The sequence below is a fragment of the Paenibacillus profundus genome, assembly GCF_021369635.1.
Lineage (GTDB): Bacteria > Bacillota > Bacilli > Paenibacillales > Paenibacillaceae > Paenibacillus_B > Paenibacillus_B profundus.
In genome coordinates this window covers 42,030-59,280 of the sequence record NZ_JAJNBZ010000008.1, presented here as the reverse complement: position 1 = coordinate 59,280, position 17,251 = coordinate 42,030, and the positions used below count along the sequence as shown (strand labels likewise).

At 49.3% G+C, this 17,251-nt stretch carries 13 protein-coding genes; 3 read left to right on the top strand and 10 right to left on the bottom strand.

Annotation, left to right across the window (positions count from 1 at the left end):
- Positions 1 to 144 precede the first annotated feature (144 nt).
- Positions 145 to 1,428 (bottom strand): DEAD/DEAH box helicase, encoded by a 1,284-nt coding sequence (locus LQV63_RS12415; protein ID WP_019423679.1) that lies wholly within the window; start codon positions 1,426 to 1,428, stop codon positions 145 to 147.
- 139 nt (positions 1,429 to 1,567) lie between these two features.
- On the opposite strand from LQV63_RS12415, the gene LQV63_RS12410 reads away from it, so the two are divergent.
- The gene (locus tag LQV63_RS12410) at positions 1,568 to 1,831 is read left to right on the top strand and encodes a DUF2573 family protein (RefSeq protein WP_019423680.1); all 264 of its coding nucleotides are present in this window, start codon (positions 1,568 to 1,570) and stop codon (positions 1,829 to 1,831) included.
- 131 nt (positions 1,832 to 1,962) lie between these two features.
- Here the strand turns inward: LQV63_RS12410 and LQV63_RS12405 are convergent, their stop codons facing one another.
- Together LQV63_RS12405 and LQV63_RS12400 are read right to left on the bottom strand one after the other, a co-directional pair.
- On the bottom strand, positions 1,963 to 2,739 hold the full coding sequence (locus LQV63_RS12405) for an SDR family NAD(P)-dependent oxidoreductase (RefSeq protein ID WP_233696948.1): 777 nt from the start codon (positions 2,737 to 2,739) through the stop codon (positions 1,963 to 1,965).
- An 82-nt stretch (positions 2,740 to 2,821) separates the two neighbouring features.
- Entirely contained in the window at positions 2,822 to 3,301 is a 480-nt protein-coding gene (locus LQV63_RS12400) for a chemotaxis protein CheX (protein WP_019423682.1), read from the bottom strand.
- A gap of 386 nt (positions 3,302 to 3,687) precedes the next feature.
- Here LQV63_RS12400 and LQV63_RS12395 point away from each other — a divergent pair, with 386 nt between their 5' ends.
- The gene (locus LQV63_RS12395) at positions 3,688 to 5,742 is read left to right on the top strand and encodes a methyl-accepting chemotaxis protein (RefSeq protein ID WP_233696947.1); all 2,055 of its coding nucleotides are present in this window, start codon (positions 3,688 to 3,690) and stop codon (positions 5,740 to 5,742) included.
- 250 nt (positions 5,743 to 5,992) lie between these two features.
- Here the strand turns inward: LQV63_RS12395 and LQV63_RS12390 are convergent, their stop codons facing one another.
- The 7 genes from LQV63_RS12390 to LQV63_RS12360 form a co-directional block, all read right to left on the bottom strand.
- Entirely contained in the window at positions 5,993 to 7,318 is a 1,326-nt protein-coding gene (locus tag LQV63_RS12390) for a glycoside hydrolase family 125 protein (protein ID WP_233696946.1), read from the bottom strand.
- A gap of 144 nt (positions 7,319 to 7,462) precedes the next feature.
- Complete coding sequence (locus LQV63_RS12385) at positions 7,463 to 8,839, bottom strand: sulfatase-like hydrolase/transferase (RefSeq protein WP_019423685.1); 1,377 nt, start codon at positions 8,837 to 8,839, stop codon at positions 7,463 to 7,465.
- Positions 8,840 to 8,876: 37 nt separating this feature from the next.
- Positions 8,877 to 9,710 (bottom strand): carbohydrate ABC transporter permease, encoded by an 834-nt coding sequence (locus LQV63_RS12380; protein ID WP_019423686.1) that lies wholly within the window; start codon positions 9,708 to 9,710, stop codon positions 8,877 to 8,879.
- On the bottom strand, positions 9,703 to 10,587 hold the full coding sequence (locus LQV63_RS12375; RefSeq protein WP_019423687.1) for a carbohydrate ABC transporter permease: 885 nt from the start codon (positions 10,585 to 10,587) through the stop codon (positions 9,703 to 9,705). The genes LQV63_RS12380 and LQV63_RS12375 overlap by 8 nt, the downstream gene beginning before the upstream one ends.
- A gap of 122 nt (positions 10,588 to 10,709) precedes the next feature.
- Positions 10,710 to 12,041, bottom strand: a complete 1,332-nt coding sequence (locus LQV63_RS12370) for an extracellular solute-binding protein (protein ID WP_233696945.1) — start codon at positions 12,039 to 12,041, stop codon at positions 10,710 to 10,712.
- A 623-nt stretch (positions 12,042 to 12,664) separates the two neighbouring features.
- Positions 12,665 to 14,275 (bottom strand): response regulator transcription factor, encoded by a 1,611-nt coding sequence (locus LQV63_RS12365; protein WP_233696944.1) that lies wholly within the window; start codon positions 14,273 to 14,275, stop codon positions 12,665 to 12,667.
- Entirely contained in the window at positions 14,272 to 16,014 is a 1,743-nt protein-coding gene (locus LQV63_RS12360) for a sensor histidine kinase (RefSeq protein ID WP_233696943.1), read from the bottom strand. The genes LQV63_RS12365 and LQV63_RS12360 overlap by 4 nt, the downstream gene beginning before the upstream one ends.
- Positions 16,015 to 16,189: 175 nt before the next feature.
- Between LQV63_RS12360 and LQV63_RS12355 the strand changes: the two genes are divergently transcribed.
- Positions 16,190 to 17,167: a zinc dependent phospholipase C family protein gene (locus tag LQV63_RS12355; protein ID WP_233696942.1), complete on the top strand. Its 978-nt coding sequence runs from the start codon at positions 16,190 to 16,192 to the stop codon at positions 17,165 to 17,167.
- Positions 17,168 to 17,251: the final 84 nt, after the last annotated feature.

Genomic DNA, 17,251 nt, shown 5'->3' with positions numbered 1-17,251 from the left:
GCGCCGTTACCAGTATTCAACAAGTGTGATAAAAACTTAAACTTATTATGATAAAACTTAAGCTTATTCGACGTAATTCTACAAAAAAAGCCGCCGCACTCTCTTGTGCAGCAGCTCTTTCTCCGACCATCCCTATTATTTCTGTTATTTTTTCGGTTGACGCTTCTCCTTCAACCATTTTGGAGCGCCTTTGTTCTTCCGATCGTGATGACGCTCCCCTTTCGGGCGCGGATCACTTTCATTGGCAGAGACACGCGGGCGGGAACGTGTCGGCTTCGCCACGCGTTTATCGTTCGGATCATAGATGCGTCCGTCATAGTAGGCGCGCTCTTGAATGACGATGCCAAGCTCGCGCTCGAATTTGCGCATGATGAAGCGCTCCCGCGATGTAATGATGTTTACCGATGTCCCGCGCCGTCCCATACGTCCCGTGCGGCCTGCCCTGTGCACGTAGTGCTCGGCATCAAACGCAGGCTGCACGCTGAACACGTATGGCAGCTCCGGTATATCTAGGCCGCGTGCAGCAATGTCAGTAGCCAGCAGCAGTTGGAATTGCCCCTCCCGGAAGCGGCGGATGACATTGACTCGCTCCTGCTTCGGCGCATCTCCATATAAGGAAGCGACCGACAGTCCGACGTGAGCGAGCTTCGCTTCCCATTCGCCGATCTGGCTCATGTCGTTCACAAAGATGATCGCCTGCTTCGGATTCCAATGGCGCACGAGGCGGCGCAATGTATCGATCTTGTCGCGCTCCTCGCTTACGAACACGAGATGCTGAATCGTATCGGCTATCCGCTTCTCGGGCTCGATGCCGATATGCTGCGGCTCGCGCATCCACCGTTCGGCCAGCGTCTTTACTTCCGTCGGCAGCGTAGCGGAGAAGAACAGCAGCTGACGGTCACGCAAAGCGCTTTGCATAATCGCCTCCGTATCGCGAGCCCCGCCCTTTTGTAGGACATGATCAACTTCATCCACGACGATCGTGCGGACCTCATGCATTTTCAGCTTGCGCACTTCAATAAGCTCGTGTATCCGTCCCGGTGTTCCGACTACGAGCTGAGGCCGCTCCTTTAATTTCTCCACTTGCCGTTTCAAGGCGGCACCGCCGATAAGCGCAGTCGTTTGAATGCCGCTGCCCTCACAATAGTATTCCGCTTCCCGCACAATTTGCATGGCAAGCTCTTGCGTAGGAGCGACGACGACGGCTTGCGTTGTCCGCTGATCCTTATCTATATTCATAAGGAGCGGAAGCAAATAGGCAAGTGTCTTTCCCGTTCCCGTCTGTGACCCGGCCAACACGTCCCGCCCTGCGAGAGCAGCTGGAATCGCTTCGACTTGGATCGGGGTCGGGGTGACGATTTCCTTCGCCTGCAACCGTCCCAGCAGCTCCTCATTGATTTGTAATGAAGCAAAGGTTGTACTCAACATGCATCGTTCCTCTCTATGGAAGTATTTCCACGTGTGCCTTCATTATATCGAAAAGAGTCAACTCCTCCAACTTTCTTTCCCGACAAAGTTATGTTAGCCTAATCATACATCTATCTCGAACTGTAGAGGAGGTCGCTGTATGAACGATTCTAATCATAGTTGGACAGCTTCGTTCGATGCGCTCATTGTAAAATATGCGGAGCTTCTCACCGGGCATTCTGATGAAGCCACCGTAGAGAAAGTCAAGTTATGGGCGCTGTACAATCATATGCACAAGACGATGCCGAACCTGACCCGCCACTGGAATGATTCGCATCCAGAGGGCAAAGCCGCTGTTCGCTCATTATTCGAAGAAATGAAACAAATGAACGAAGCCCACCGTCAAAGCGGTACCGAAACATAACCTCGTCTCCATGCTAAAGCAAGCAAAAAAGTCCGCTCATTCTCTGTCGCTTCCATACGCAACATAGCATGAGCGGACCTTTCTATGGCCTATCAAGCTGATTATTCGATTCAGAGCCAACTGTAGTTCATTTATTTCTTATTCAGGAATTTGGCTGCTACACGATTGGACAAACGGGGAAAAAGTGAGTAAAGGCGCGTCCCAATGGCTCCCAGCCACGGCAGGTCTACTTCCTGTCTGCGCGTCTCCATGATGCGCACCAGATGGCGAACGACCTTCTCCGGCGGCATCATGAACCAGCGGACATTATTCACATAATGACCTGACGGATCAGCCAGCTCGAAGAAGGGTGTGTCGATAGGGCCTGGGTTGACGACAGACACCGCAACTCCGGTCCCTGACAATTCCATGCGCAGCGCATTCGTAAAGCCAAGCACGGCGTGCTTCGTTGCACTGTACCCGGTAGATTTAGGGGATCCGATCTTGCCTGCCATTGAGGCCACGTTCACGATATGCCCGTCACGACGTGCCAGCATATGCGGGAGCACCGCCTTCGTGCAGCGCACGATACCCATGTAGTTGACGTCCATCATGGCGGCAAACTGCGCCACAGTCATGTCTACCGCACGTTCGAATTGTCCGAAGCCCGCATTGTTAAGCAAAATATCGATATGGCCGTACCGCTCCAGCACATTGGCTACGACACGTTCAACATCGTCATCGTTCGTGACGTCCATCGTATAGACGGCATGCTCTGATGCAATGCCTAAGACGGAAGCCTCCAGCTTCTGCAGGGAACGTCCGGTGAACACCGGGATTGCCCCTTTTGCAGCCACGGCACGTGCGGTCAATGCGCCGATACCGCTCGACGCGCCCGTAATCAGCACGATTTTACCCTTCAAATCCATTCTTCATACTCCTTTAATCCTGCCCCGGGCTGCAGCCCGCCACATTTCCGCTTCCGAATCGCTGCAGCCTCTGCATCATGCGTTAGGATACGATACTAACCTTATCACTATAGCCGAAATGCATGAGCACATCAAACCGCCCGATGCCTCCCATAATGAGCGGTACGGCCATCGCCTGATTAATCGGCCCCGAGTGATCAGAGGAGACCAGCAATTGAGGCGGTGTAATATCGACACGCAATCCTTGGTTATACATTAACGTCGTAGCGTTGCCGCTTATCATATTCCCTAACTCCGAAATCGCGCTTTCCCCGATAGTGTCAAGTGCTTCCAGCGGGAAGCCTCCCATCATCGCCGAAGCCATCTTGATCGCCACATCTTCATTTAGTCCAAATGCCACATGACCCGATAATTGTCCCGTCAGACCAACCTGGATGCGGAAATCATGAGCTCCGCTCCAAGATAACATCTCAAGCTCTCCCCGTTCCGGACGGACCTGCACGATTTGTTCAATGACCGTGCACGCCGATTGCAAAAAAGGATGAATCCATTCGGCTCTCATCTTTGTATCTTTCGCCCCTTTCCGACAATGAGGGAGTAATGTTCGATATCATTCGAACGTCCTATACGCCCACTTCTATATGACTATTATGCTGAAAACAATGGAGTCGATCACTAGATCATTTGTCTGTTTTTCAATAAAAATGTGCATTTATATGTATTTTGAGCACAAAGAACTACTTCTAAAGCTTTATCTTCTCGTATGGCGCATCCAAACCTTGTTCATAAATCCGCGATGTTTCTCTTTTTTTTCTTATTTTTCAAATAAAATCGGCGACCAAACGATTCACATATTAAGAATGGTCATTTTTTTGGCGATAAATACTTATGTCGAATTAATTCATAAAATGTCGAATCTCTTTCGAATGCACCTTAGGGAGGGCAACTATGTTGAAAAGTATTAAAGCTAAATTGATTCTTTCATTTCTAGTTACGATTCTGATTCCCATTTCATTGATTGGCGTAATTGTACATCGCAGTATGGTAAATGAGATCACCACTAATTTCGTTACATCGACGACGAACGAAATTTCGCAGGTAGACGGCAGAATCTCTCTTTTTTTTGAAACGGTTAATGAGAATGTGCAGTTGTTGGCGAACAGCCCGATCGTAACCAAAGCAGATCACACGATCACCTCTTACACGAATCAAACGAAAACAACGAATTCAACATTTTCACAAAACGGCGGCATCGAAAGTGACATTTATAACGAATTCGAACGCTTTGCCGCATCGCATCCGAGAACCTCTGCCGTGTTCTTAGCAGGCGCTCAAGGAAGCTATGTCCAATGGCCGGAAAAAGAAATGGCGGCCAAATATGATCCGCGAACCCGCCCATGGTATGCAAGCGCGCAGGCGAATCCTGATAAAGTGGTGATGACCGAGCCATATCTGAGTTCGGTTAGCGGATTATTGACTATGAGCAGCGTTGCCGTCGTTAAAAACGACAGTGGCAGCCCGGTTGGCGTAGTCGGGATCGATACGAGCTTAGGCAGTCTGACCGAGCAACTCAAAAACATTAAAATCCGCTCAACAGGCTATGTCATTCTGCTTTCCAAAGACGGAACCATTCTTGCTCACCCGCGGGATGCTAAGCTTATTTCCAAAAACATCTCTGAAATAGGTGTGCCCGAATTTGCAAATATCAAAGAAAAAACAACGGATCAATTCGATGTTCAAATAGACGGAACGGACTACATGACGAATCTATACACATCAAAACAAACGGGCTGGAAATACTTATCTGTCGTTGAAAAAAGCGAGCTGACGCAAGAAGCTGACAAAATCGGCATGGTCAATCTCATAACTAGCTCTATATGTGCCATCTTGGCAGTACTGTTGGCGCTTGCGGTTGCCTCGAACATTTCCAAACCGATTCAGACAGTCGTTGCCAACCTGAAGAAGATCAGTTCAGGCGACTTCACACAGGAAGTTCCAGCCCATATCCAGCGGAAGAAGGATGAGGTTGGCGCACTTGGGCAGTCATTGCAAGTGATGCAATCATCCATCCGGAATTTGGTCATGGAGATACGCGGTGCTGCGAATACGCTGGCCGCATCGTCGGAGAAGCTATCGGCGCATACGGAAGAAAGTGCGAATCAGTTAAAAGTAGTCGATTCCATCGTGCAGACAGTAGCTGACGGAGCGGTGACGCAAATGAGAGGAACGGACGAAGGCTCCAAGGCGATGGAAGAAATGACGATTGGCATTCAGCGCATCGCCGAAAGCACGACCAGCATATCCGAAACGTCTCAAGACACAAGCGAGCAAGCGCTGCAAGGCAACGTGCTCATTCAGCAAGCAGTGACGCAAATGAGCGCAATTGATGAGTCTGTGCGGAGCTCGGGGACATTGGTGCAAAACTTAGGCGAGCGTTCGGAGCAGATGGCGCATATCGTCGATGTCATCACCCAAATTTCGTCGCAAACAAGTCTGCTTGCTCTGAATGCGTCGATTGAAGCCGCGCGCGCTGGCGAACACGGCCAAGGCTTTGCGGTCGTTGCTCATGAAGTGAGAAAGCTGGCGGAACGCTCGGCGGCTTCCGCCAATGAAATTGCGGAGCTTATCGAGCAAACCCGCGGCGATGCCCGCAGGGCGGTAGAGTCGATGGAAGATGTGCGTCAAAACGTTGGCGACGGCATGATTAAAGTGCAAGTATCGGGCGATATGTTCCAAAACATCGTAAAAGAAGTGACCGATATAACGGGTCAGATCCAAGAATCCTCGGCGGTTACGGAAGAGATGTCCGTAGGGTCTGAGGAAGTGCTCGCATCCGTGAATGAAATAGCTCACATTGCTTCGAAAAATTCGGATCATTCTCAAGAGCTAGTGCAATTCACCGCGCGGCAACTGGAGGATATGTCCGCTTTGATGAACAATGCCGAAGCATTGAAGCAGATGGCGCATACCTTGAATCAAATGATTAGCCAATACAAAATATAACTAATCCAAAGGGGCTGTCCCGACAGGTCTGCATGACTTGAAGGACAGTCCCCGTTTATTCGTGGTCCGCCCAGTCGGCCAAAAGCGCAAAATGGTGGAGCAGGAATAGTCCCTGCTCCACCATTTTTTCGTTTTTACGCTACAATATTTTAATAATCTGAGCTATCCCTAAATTGTATCAATCACTAATGGGATAACTCCTTGCTTGATCGTATCCATAATGAACGCTGGCACTGAATCCAGCTTGTTATTATTTATCCAACAGGCCGCGCTGTATCGCTTTCCATACCAATTGCGAGAACAGGCTGTTCGACCATGCGAACCAAGCGCGGGTAAACACGTTCGGATCATCCGCCAAGAAGCCTTCATGCATAAAGCCAGTATCCGCATCGGTAGCTTCCAGCATATTGATCATGGCGAGCATTTCATTGTCGTTGTCAGCCGTCAAGCCCTGCATGGACAACGCCATATGCCATACGTATCCGTCCGGTGTATGCGGGCTGCCGATACCTTTTGCAGCTTTCCCTTCAAAATAGAACGGATTTTCTTTGCTCAAAATAAATTTGCGCGTATTTTGATAAATCGGATCCTCTACCGTTGTATATCCGATATACGGAATCGACATCAGACTTGGCGTACCCGCATCGTCTATTAGGCAATGATTGCCGAAGCCGTCCGTCTCGAAGGCATAGATCTTGCCGAATGTCGGATGATTGTATACCCCGTACAATTGAATGCCGTGGTTGATTTCTTCCTCGAGCTTCGCCATTTCACTGACAAGCGCTTCGTCACGGAAGCCGTACTTCGCAATCTCTTGCATTTGGCGCAAGCTGACGACAGCGAACATGTTCGAAGGAATGTTGTAATGGAAGTCGCATGCATCGTCGCTCGGACGGAAGCCAGACCAGGTCATTCCCGTATAGTTCACCGGCATTCCGAGACCGTCATTGCGCAGTGTGTCGATAATCGGACAGTTCTCGCGCATGAAGCGGTACGGCGATTTCTCAAAGTGGTGCTGTTCTGTTTTCCATACGTCAACGATTTTGCGCATCGCCATTTTGAAGTTCGTATCGAAAATATCGGTGCGGCCGGTTTCTTTCCAATACGTATAGGCAAGGCGAATCGAGAAGCACATGGAATCGAGCTCGTATTTGCGTTCCCATACCCAAGGGGACATGTCCGTCTGGTCATTGGCATCCCAGTGCCAGTCGTTAGCCGTTTCATTGAACGCGTTTGCATACGGGTCAATATTGATATAGTACATATGGCGCTTAATCAAGCCGCCGATAATATGCTGTAGATCTTCGTCATCCTTCGCAAAAGGCACATAATGAATAACCTGTTCGACCGAATCGCGCAGCCACATCGCTGGGATATCTCCGGTCAAGACGAAGGTTGTGCCGTCATCCAGCAATTTCGTCGTCGTTTCGAGCGTATTAGGGAAGCAGTTCTTGAACAGCTTCAGCAGCTTAGGGCGATGCGCCAGCTTCTGCTCTGCTTCTTCCAAGACGCGATGTACCGCCTGAGGCAATTCAAACTTAGGCACATCAATTTTCGGCAATCGGAATTGTTCCATGATTTCATCCTCCACTTGTTCTCCACATGATGATGTCTCTACAATCACGAGTACGCACGAGCTGAAAAGAACGGCTTGTCCGTCGTGACTTCCTTCAGTTTACATGGAAACGTTTCAGCTTGCTAGATGAAAGAGCGAACTTTATTAGGTTGCACAAAAATGTTCGACAAAAGGATCGCCAACACGGCGCATCCATTGTTCCATTTCCTGCTCCAGACGCTCCACATGCTGCTTCATCCCCGGCTCATGCGCAAGGTTGCGCGTTTCAGCAGGATCTTCAGTCAAATCAAAAAGTTGAAGCGTGTCCGTTCCTTCATTGCTCCAATCAGAGCGGCGGTAGCGTATCAGCTTCCAGCGTCCGTCCTTCACCATACGCTGCGTATCTTTATATAACGAGTAGACCGTCTCCCGTCCTTCGTCTCCATTTCCATCCATGAGCGGCTTCATGCTGCAGCCTTCCACGGTAGCAGGAATGTCAATGCCTGCAACATCACACAGAGTAGGCATAATGTCCATCTGATACACCAGTCCGTCAACTGCTTCTCGTTCCGGTACGCCTGGTCCCGCCATCAGCCACGGAATGCGAATGCTGTGCTCGTATAGATTCTGCTTGCCCATCAGGCCGTGCTGTCCAACGGCAAGCCCATGATCTGACGTGTACACAACGATCGTGTCCTGCAGTCGTCCACTGTCATCAAGCGCTTGCACAATACGTCCCATCTGTGCATCCTGATGTGTAATCATTGCATAGTAGTCGGCGATATGCTGACGAACCTCATCCGGATCACGCGGCGAAGCGGCGAGCCCTTCATCACGAATGTGCATCTCGCCATTATCGAATAGATGCTCCACTGCGAAGTTGGCCGGGAGCTGCAGCGCATTCGCATCATAATGCGACGCATACGGCTCTGGCGCAGTCCGCGGATCGTGCGGTGAAGTGAACGCCACGTAGAGGAAGAAAGGTTCCTCCTTCTCATAGGATCGGATAAATGATTCAGCTTCATTCGCGAACAGCTCCGTCGAGAAGGTCGTCTCCATCTTGCGCATATCGGCAGTGTACGCTCCGGTCGGATCGTACGGATAGACAGGCACTTGGCGGTGATCGCTCATGCCCCCGAAGAAGATCTGATTCCCGCCACAGAAGCTGCGGTTGAAGCTGGCCTTATCATTGTGCCATTTCCCGACCGCATACGAGTAATATCCATGTGCTCTGAACGTTTCCGCCATCGTTACCTTCTGGGGAGCAATGGTAAGCTTCTCCATTGTATCTCCCAAGTCTTGCTTCACCGTAGCGCCGAAGATAGAAGAACCCGTATTCAAGCAGGCGCGGCATGGGGCGCAGACCGCCCCATCCATCCCGCCGATAATATTCGTACTCTGAAAGCTTACGCCGCGCTTGGACAGCGCGTCCAGCGTCGGCGTCTCTACTTCCGTATTGCCGTGAGCGCGTATCGATTCATAACGATGATCATCAGCTACCATAAAGACAACGTTCGGTTTACGCTTCGAGTCTTTGAGCATTGTGCCTACCCCCAATTCGTTATGAGTGAGTTGCGGCTTATCCTTTAACGGCCCCCGCAGTCATCCCTTGCATTATTTTCTTATAAAATGCGAGATAGGTCAAAATGACAGGTAACACAACGATAACCATCGCCGCCATCATCTGCGGATAGTTGACCGTAAATTGTCCGTTAAAATTGGTCAAGCCGACCGGCAGTGTACGAAGCTCCGGACTCTTAATCAACACGAGTGCGAACGGGAATTCGTTCCATGCACCGAGGAAATACAAAATAATCGCCGTCGAGATAACTGGCAGACACATCGGAAGCACAATCGTCAGTACACGGCGTGTCGTCGAGCTGCCATCGATCGCTGCTGCCTCTTCCACCTCAAGCGGCACAGTCTTGATGAAGTTCTCGAATAGGAAGATCCCCATTGACAAGTTAAAGGCAACGTAAGGCAGGACGAGTGTTATCCGTTGGTCCAACAATCCGAGCGACTTGAACTCGACGAACACCGGGATAAGCAGGCCGTGCACCGGGATAAGCATACCAGCCAGGAACATGAAATAAATGACGCCACGTCCCGGGAAATTGAACCGCGCCAATATATAGGCGGCCAAGAAACTGATGACAACAGTCAGCACGACGGTCAGCACGGTTACGATGACACTGTTCACGAAGTACGTATCCATCTTCCCGATACGGAACGCGTCGATATAGTTCTGGAAATTCAACCGCGTCGGCAAAGAAATAATGTTCGTGTTAAACTCCTGCTGTGTCTTGAGCGAAGAGTAAATCATCCATAGAATCGGGAATATGCATGACAACGACATGATGAACAAAAAGAGATTGATAAGAATCCGCGGTATGAGCGTCTTCAGCTTAGTCATTGCTCTTCCCTCCAATCAAGCGGCTAATCATGATGAGCCCGACACTAAGTACCATAATGCCGATGGAAATTGCACTGCCGTACCCGAGCTTGAACGCTTTGAACGACGTATCATAAGCGTATTGCGCCATAACAGTCGAGGAGTTGCCCGGGCCGCCGCCGGTCATTACGAAGATACTGTCGAACGCCTTCATGTTCCCCGCAATACAGAGCATCACAGCAATTTTGAGTGTATCTTTCATCAACGGCAATGTAATGTACAACGTCTTCTTCATGCCTGTGGCGCCATCAATCTCCGCCATTTCGTACACTTCACCGTTAATGCTTTGCATAGAGGCCATGAAAATAATCAAGTAGAACCCGATATATTGCCACACGATCGGTGCTGTTACGGAATACATGACGACGTTCGGGTCATCGAGCCACGGTTTAATCCAAGATTCCAGCCCCAAGCTTGTCAAGAGCCAGTTCAGAAGTCCTGCATCGTTGTTATAAATCATCGACCACAGAAAGCCGATAACGACGGACGACAATACGACCGGAATAAAAATAACGGTACGGTGGAACTCACGCCATTTCACCCATTTATTCATTAAGAATATGGCAATTATGAAAGCTATCCCAATCTGCCCGATAACGCTAAAACCAACAATCAGCAAGTTATTGATAAAGGCTCCCCAGAACTTCTCATCCTGCAGGAGGATTTGATAGTTCTTCAGGCCGATCCATTCCATCTTCGGACCGCCGGACCATTTATAGAAGCTGTACCGTAAAGCGAGCACCAACGGGACTAGCACCATAAATGCATAAATGACAACGCCTGGAATCAAATATGCAAAAAACGTCCAGCGTTTGGGACGGATAGCGGTGTTATTCATCACGGTTCTCTCCTCTCTCTGTTTCGATTTCAGCAGGATAACGATTCTCCCGGGCATGCGCCCGGGAGAATTATCCCTATCCTATCCAAGTTTCTCTATCTATCTAACTAATCCATTTATCTCTACATTTCGTTGTCGAATTCTTTTTGCATCACTTCTGCTGCTTTTTCTGGTGTAATCTGACCGATCAGCATATCTTGCATCGCTGCGTTCATCGATTCAGTCAAGCCAGGAGACAAGCGAGAATCGTAAATCGGTACATACTTCGTTGTTTCAAGCATTTTCACCATTTTTTTCGTCATTGGAGACAGATTCAATTCATCCATGTTTTCCACTTTGCTGGATGGAATATCGCCATATTTCAGAATGACTTTCGCTGCATCTTTGTCAGACAAGAATTTCAGCATTTTCGCAACATCATCCAATTTGGCTTTGTCGATATTTACGTTGACGGCATAAGCCCAACCGCCGCCGCCGGATACACCGTTCTGTTCGCCTTTGGCACCGTCAATAGCCGGGAAGATAGCCAGCTCTGTTTTGTCGAGAATTTCTTTCGGGCCGCCTGTTTCAACCGCGTTGCTTGCCCAAGCGCCTTCAATAAACATCGCTGCTTTACCGTTATAGTACAGTGTCTTCATTTGGTTGTTGTCGATCGAGTTCATGTCGCTGTTGAACGCGCCGCGCTTCGCCAAGTCTTGGAACAGAGTGAGCGCCTGTACGAATTCAGGGTCTGTAAATTTAGAACCTTGATTGTTAACAAGCTTATTGAACCATTCCGTACCGGTGAAACGATCGCCAAGCGTAGACATGTAGCTAGAGTTTGCGAGCCATTTTCCTTTGTTTCCAAAAGCAATCGGCGTGATGTCTTTCGCTTTCAAATTATCAATAAGCTTCAGGAAATCATCCCACGTCTTCGGAAATTCATTGAAGCCTGCTTGCGCTACCAGATCTTTGTTGTAGTAAATAGCGTGTGTCGGACCGCCGGAGAATTGGATTCCGTACGTTTTTCCGTCTACTTGATACGTATCAAGCGCACCGTCCACGAAGCCATTTTTCCAATCTGCATCTTTATCAAGCAGCTCGTCGACTGACATTACTAGTCCGTTCTCGACGAACGTCGTTACCATCGAGCTCTTAATTAGGAAGACGTCTGGCAACTCGTTCGCTGCAGCCAATGTTTTGATTTTCGTCTCATAGTTATCGTGGGACTGAACTTCCTGATCCAATTTAATGTCAGGATTTTCTGTAATGAATGTGTCCAACAATTCCGCTTGGTGAAGGCCGCCGCCTTCTGCGTTTTTGTCAAACATATGCATAAATTTAATTGGTTCTTTCTTGCCTTCTGCCTGCTCGCCTGAGCCGGAAGAGGATTGGGACGAGCCGCAGCCTGCAACCACCAAAGCCATGCAGGAAATAAGCAGCATGGACGTCCAACGTTTTAACCCTTTTTTCATGTTGTGTACACCCCTCGTGTATGTCTTCATTAGACTTGCTAACGTTTACAACTTAAGTATAGGAAATTCATACAAGTAAATAAGTAGAGAGAATTATTAAAATGTCCGTTTTTTTAGCCTCTTCGAGTAACTATTACTTTTATTTCCTGAATTTCCCCCGTGGGTGCCTTTCACGAAATATCGTTACTCATCATATGGAAAATGCAGCGCAGGACCTATTCCTTTAAAATTTCAGCACCATGTTATCTCTTCTATTCTCCCCTTAGCCCCACTCTCCCCATGAGTCAGAAATCCCAGTCGTAAAACCACTCCTGTCTGGGCTATGAGCATATATCACTTTAGTCGTTGGAAAAGCGGTATGTTTGCTTCTGAGCCTGAGGGAGATTGGGCAAAAGGGACTAACAGACGAGTCATTTATTTGCTGCAAGGCAGGTTGGTCAGTTATGTTTAATTGCGAGTTAACCGGTATGGTCAATGATCAAGTCCTGAGTCGGATAAAATGCGGAGAAAGTATAGTGAACAGACAGTCAGTTGTGGATGCCCGCGGCCAATACCGCAAAAAAGGACAGGATAGCTCGCAAGCCGTCCTTGTCCTCTCGTCCATATTGTGCAATTTAACCGCATTATAACTGATTTCGATACTCCTTAGGTGTAGTGCCCGTATACTTTTTGAAAATATGAGCGAAATATTTATAGTCGTTATACCCGACCTGTTCCGCAACCTCGTACACTTTGAGGCTGACATCCCGCAGGAGTGGCTTCGCCTTCTCCACCCGGAATTTATTCAGCCATTCCGTAAAGTGCTCGCCCGTCTCCTGCTTGAACACGCGGCTGAAATAATTCGGCGTAACGTAGACGTGCCCCGCGATATCTTCGAGCTTCAGCTCCTCCGCGTAATGCTCCTGAACGTATTGAATGGCAACGGAGACGATATTCCGGTAACGGCTTGTCTTATATTGCGAAATGGTTTGGATGAACGATTCGAACATTTTCAGGAGCCACTGCTTCATATCGTGCGCGGTCTCATACTTTTTTACCTCATCATATGGGTTCAAGAGCACCGGATCCAGATCGGTACGCTTCACGCCCATCTGCTCCACATGCGTTGTCGCAAGCACGACAAGCTTCACACAGAGCGTCTGAACATGCTGATACGATACGCCTTCCTCCGCACAATGGCGAAACCATTTGTCCAGCCGTTCCTGAATGCCTGCGAAGTCCATCGTCGCAAGTCGTTGCAAGAGCTCGAGTTCTTCTTCCGTAGGGATAAGCATCGGCGATTTCATTTGGGCATGCTCTTTCGCATCAAAGACGATGATTTGCCCTTTACCACGGTACACCTTACTTCGAATCGCAGACATCGCCTCCTCCATGCTCGCTGGCACGTTAGCGAGTGAAGAAATGATGCTGCCGATGCCGAGCGTTACCGATAGCTTGACATAACGGCGCACACATTGCTGCATTTCCTCACAGCATGCCGTAATAAGATGCTTATTGCTCATGTTCACACTTAAGAGCACTGCCAGCGTATCTTCCTCTGTGCGGCAGACCGCAGTCGTAAACTTCTCTCCGAACAGCTCTTCTGCAATATTTTGAATAGCGAATTGTATGAGTTCCTTCTCCCGATCCGTCGATTGCTCCATAATGAGACGATAATCGTCAATATCGATGACGACTACGGCATATTCGGGTCCATCCAGCGGAATGTGCAGCTGCCTCGCCCGATCGCGAATCGTCACTTCGTCTTGGTGCTCGCCCTTTAAAAGTCGGTTCAGCCACTTTGCCTGAATGTAAGGCATACTTTCCCGCAGCAGCATGCCATTATGCGATTCCTCATTGTGACGTTCCCGTTCCGCGCGGATTTGATCCCTTAGCTTCGACATCAGCTTCTTCATTTCCTCAGCTCCAACCGGCTTGGTCAAATACTCGCTGACACCGATTTTGAGCGCTTGCCTCGCATAATCGAAATCGTCATAGCCGGACACGATCACGATCTTTATGTGCGGCTTCTGCTCCTTCAGCTTGGCAGCCAGCGCCAGCCCGTCCATCAGCGGCATGCGGATGTCAGTCATTACGATATCAGGCTGCAGCGATTCCGCCAGCTCCAACGCTTCTTGCCCGTTCCTCGCCTCGCCGATAATCTCGATGCCAAGCGGCTCCCAATCGATAGACGTGCGAATACCTTTTCGAATGATGACTTCATCATCTACAATCAATACTTTAATCGCACTCATGTCATATCCTCTCCCGTCTTCCAAGGCTGTATGATTTCTACGATCGTTCCGCCAGCCTCGTTATTTTTGAAGGTCACTCCACAGTCATCGCCGAAGTAAAGCTGAATCCGGTCATTTACATTTTTAATCGCAAAGCCGCGGTTATTAGCCCCGCTTTCGTGCATGAGCCGCTCCATCTCCGCCACATCGACCCCGGTTCCCGTATCCGAGATGCGATAGATAAGCTTGTCCTCTTGCCGGAATACGTCCACTCGAATGCAACCCGGCTCGCCCAGCTTCTCGATGCCGTGAACAATCGCATTTTCCACGAAGGGCTGCAAGATGAGCTTCACAGTTCGCCCATTAAGTGTATCTTCATTATCGGTTTCCAAATGAAAATCTATCATATCCTCGTACCGCTTTTGTTGAATAATCATGTAATTTTTCAAGTGATTGACCTCGTCGCGAACCGTTGTCAACTCTTGGCCGCTATTCAGGCTGAGACGGAACAGCTTGGATAGCGCCTCGACCAATTGAGCCGTTTCGTATGCCTTCTCCATCCGGCTCATCCAATAAATCGTATCGAGCGTATTATATAAGAAATGCGGATTGATCTGCGCTTGAAACGCTTTAAGCTCCGCTTCCTTCTTCCTCAGCTCCGCTTCATATACCTGATTGACCAGCTCATGAAGCCGCTCGTTCATCCGGTTGAAGCTGCGACCGAGTTGGGCGATTTCATCGTTGCTCTGAACTTGCACGCGTCCTTGGAACTGCCCCCGTTCCATCCGCAGCATCAAGCTGCGCAAATGCTGAATCGGGCGGATAATCCGCTTCGAGAACAAGATGGCGGTAACGACACACACGACGAGTGACGCGATCATCGCGATGAGCATTATTTTCGTAATAACGGCGTTCTCTTCCAGCATCTCCTTGAGCGGAACGGCATGCGCGATCCGCCAACCGGTCTTGGCAATGCCCGCATACGTAATCAAATACCGTTCCTTATCCATAGCAACCGTATAGTAGCCGTGATCCCCATAGGCCTGATCTGGAAACTCGAAGTTATCCGGAAGCTTGGAATAGACGTTGTCATCCACCGTCGACGTTAGCACAAGCCCCTCTTCATTCAGCAAATAGAAGCTGTCGCGGGTGCCGATGCGCTGCTGGTTCAGCAGTTGGCGCACATAATTCAGATCGATATTAACTTGAACCATGCCAAGCCGGCGTCCGACATTGTTCACATCCCGAATTTCGCGGATAAAAGACAGGGTCTCATAGTTGTTATGCTTCTGTATGAACCACAACGGCTTGCCGCGCAGCCGTTTCACTTCTTCCAGCATCATGCCATTCAAGCTGACAGCCTCCGGGTGTGTGCTGAACGTTACCCCGTTCTCGCCCTGCAAATAGATGGAGTGAATGAATTCCTTCATATTGGTAAGATGAAGGAAGAACCGTTCCATTGATGAGATTTCTCGCTCAAGGCTTTCATTGGATGCAGGATTGCTAAGCAGGAACCGCCTGACCTCGTCCGATTGGATGAGGAACAACGACGTATCGTGCACATAGTCTGTCATGAACTGCACATTCAGGCCGACCTGCGCGACAGTGTTAAGATCAGACACCGACACTTTCTGCTGCAAAATATCTGCCGACCACCAATAAGAAATGGAGCCAATGAGCAATATCGGAATGCACACGAGCAGAACGGTGAATTTGAAAATTTTGTGCTGCAAGCTGACAAATGTGCGCGCGCGTATCATAGAGTCGTCTCCTTCGCTGTAGTTATCGTCTGTCAAACATGCTGCTCCGTACCATTTCGTTCAACGTTTCTCATTATACAAAAAGGTTGACAACTTTGCCTACAACACGTCATCTTGATTATAGTGGGAATTTACCGACAACGAATAGAATCCGTTAACGAAAGGGAGGGCCAACATGCCCAACATATGGACGCATTTGCTGTTCGGCCAAGAAGCGCTTGCTCAGGCTGGGCTCGCCGAATGGATTAAGGATGAGAACCGGAAACGATTGTTCAATATGGGATGTCAGGGGCCGGACTTCCTGTTCTATCATCAGTTTTTCCCTTGGCAGCGCATTACCGTTATGAACGATATCGGTTCGGCGATGCATAACGAGTATTGCGGGCCATTTATTCTTGATCTGCTCTCTTCCGTCTCGCCCCAACAGCCGGAGAACCGCGTATATGCCTTGGGATTTCTGCTCCATCATATCCTTGATCGCCATATGCATCCGTATGTATTCGTTCGATCGGGATTCAAGAAATGGGACCATCAACGGTTCGAGGTGCTCATGGACACGCATGTGGTGCGGAAGAAGATGAGTATGGAGACATGGAAGACGCCGGTATGGAAGGAAATCGATACAGGCGGACAATTTCCACAGGATATCGTGCGCTTGTTCGAGGAGCTGTCTAACAAATATTATCCGGAACTCGCCCGTCAGGCCAAGCGTGAATATTGGAACGGCGCGAACCGCGATATGGTGCGTGCGCAACGCCTGTTCCATGATCCGTATGGCGTAAAGACGGTATTAACCTTCAAGCAGATCGAGCCGTTTGTCTATAAGCGAAATATTCCGCCATACGATGTATTGAACGAAGCCCGCACAGCGTGGCCCGACCCGACGGGAACGAACGAAACGTACACGACAAGCATATGGGATATGTGGGACACGGCGCGGGAAGACGCGGCACGCGTACTGACGGCGACGCTCGCTTATTGGAAGGCTCGGGACAACGCCGCGGAAGCGAACGGACCAGATGCAGGACAGGACATCGCAGGTGCCTATAATACACTGCAAGAAGCAATCGGCAATCGCTCGTATGAGACAGGGCTGGAGATGGAACATAACCGTCCTATTACGGTCGAAGATCCGATATGGCGCATAGGTTGAACAAAACGGACCCTCTTCGCACATTATTTCAATGTGCGAGAGAGGGTCCGTTATTCCGTTTTAGAGGAGAACACATCATATGTT

Excerpts from the sequence above, each read along its gene's own strand:
- LQV63_RS12405 (WP_233696948.1), bottom strand. The coding sequence starts at position 2,739 with ATGGATTTGAAGGGTAAAATCGTGCTGATTACGGGCGCGTCGAGCGGT.
- LQV63_RS12355 (WP_233696942.1), top strand. The coding sequence starts at position 16,190 with ATGCCCAACATATGGACGCATTTGCTGTTCGGCCAAGAAGCGCTTGCT.
- LQV63_RS12400 (WP_019423682.1), bottom strand. The coding sequence starts at position 3,301 with ATGAGAGCCGAATGGATTCATCCTTTTTTGCAATCGGCGTGCACGGTC.
- LQV63_RS12375 (WP_019423687.1), bottom strand. The coding sequence starts at position 10,587 with ATGAATAACACCGCTATCCGTCCCAAACGCTGGACGTTTTTTGCATAT.
- LQV63_RS12365 (WP_233696944.1), bottom strand. The coding sequence starts at position 14,275 with ATGAGTGCGATTAAAGTATTGATTGTAGATGATGAAGTCATCATTCGA.
- LQV63_RS12360 (WP_233696943.1), bottom strand. The coding sequence starts at position 16,014 with ATGATACGCGCGCGCACATTTGTCAGCTTGCAGCACAAAATTTTCAAA.
- LQV63_RS12410 (WP_019423680.1), top strand. The coding sequence starts at position 1,568 with ATGAACGATTCTAATCATAGTTGGACAGCTTCGTTCGATGCGCTCATT.
- LQV63_RS12380 (WP_019423686.1), bottom strand. The coding sequence starts at position 9,710 with ATGACTAAGCTGAAGACGCTCATACCGCGGATTCTTATCAATCTCTTT.
- LQV63_RS12370 (WP_233696945.1), bottom strand. The coding sequence starts at position 12,041 with ATGAAAAAAGGGTTAAAACGTTGGACGTCCATGCTGCTTATTTCCTGC.
- LQV63_RS12415 (WP_019423679.1), bottom strand. The coding sequence starts at position 1,428 with ATGTTGAGTACAACCTTTGCTTCATTACAAATCAATGAGGAGCTGCTG.
- LQV63_RS12385 (WP_019423685.1), bottom strand. The coding sequence starts at position 8,839 with ATGCTCAAAGACTCGAAGCGTAAACCGAACGTTGTCTTTATGGTAGCT.
- LQV63_RS12395 (WP_233696947.1), top strand. The coding sequence starts at position 3,688 with ATGTTGAAAAGTATTAAAGCTAAATTGATTCTTTCATTTCTAGTTACG.
- LQV63_RS12390 (WP_233696946.1), bottom strand. The coding sequence starts at position 7,318 with ATGGAACAATTCCGATTGCCGAAAATTGATGTGCCTAAGTTTGAATTG.